General features: G+C 34.9%; 1 protein-coding gene. It reads right to left on the bottom strand.

Annotated features, from left to right (window positions below; genetic code table 11):
• Nucleotides 1–36 precede the first annotated feature (36 nt).
• Nucleotides 37–238, bottom strand: a 202-nt coding sequence (locus AOA61_RS31800) for a hypothetical protein (RefSeq protein ID WP_218197343.1), incomplete at its 5' end; no start/stop codon positions are given.

Genomic DNA, 238 nt, shown 5'->3' with positions numbered 1-238 from the left:
CTGTGGAAATAGTAATGTTGCATAGCATTTAACGTTTTACATATCTAATGAACAAATCACTGAGTTAGGAAAATTCTTAATAGATGATAGTCTACCCACACCTAAATAATTGGACGTACATATTACTGACTCAACTACTTCTCCTTTTTCAACAAATATAGGTAAGTTTAGTAATGACGGGTTAAATATCATGATTGAAAAAGGGTGGCTAGAGGAACCGCCAACAGCAGCAGACAGA

It is taken from the genome of Pseudomonas sp. 2995-1, assembly GCF_002742505.1.
GTDB classification, from domain to species: Bacteria; Pseudomonadota; Gammaproteobacteria; order Pseudomonadales; family Pseudomonadaceae; genus Aquipseudomonas; species Aquipseudomonas sivasensis.
This window is presented reverse-complemented; position numbering and strand designations above follow the sequence as displayed.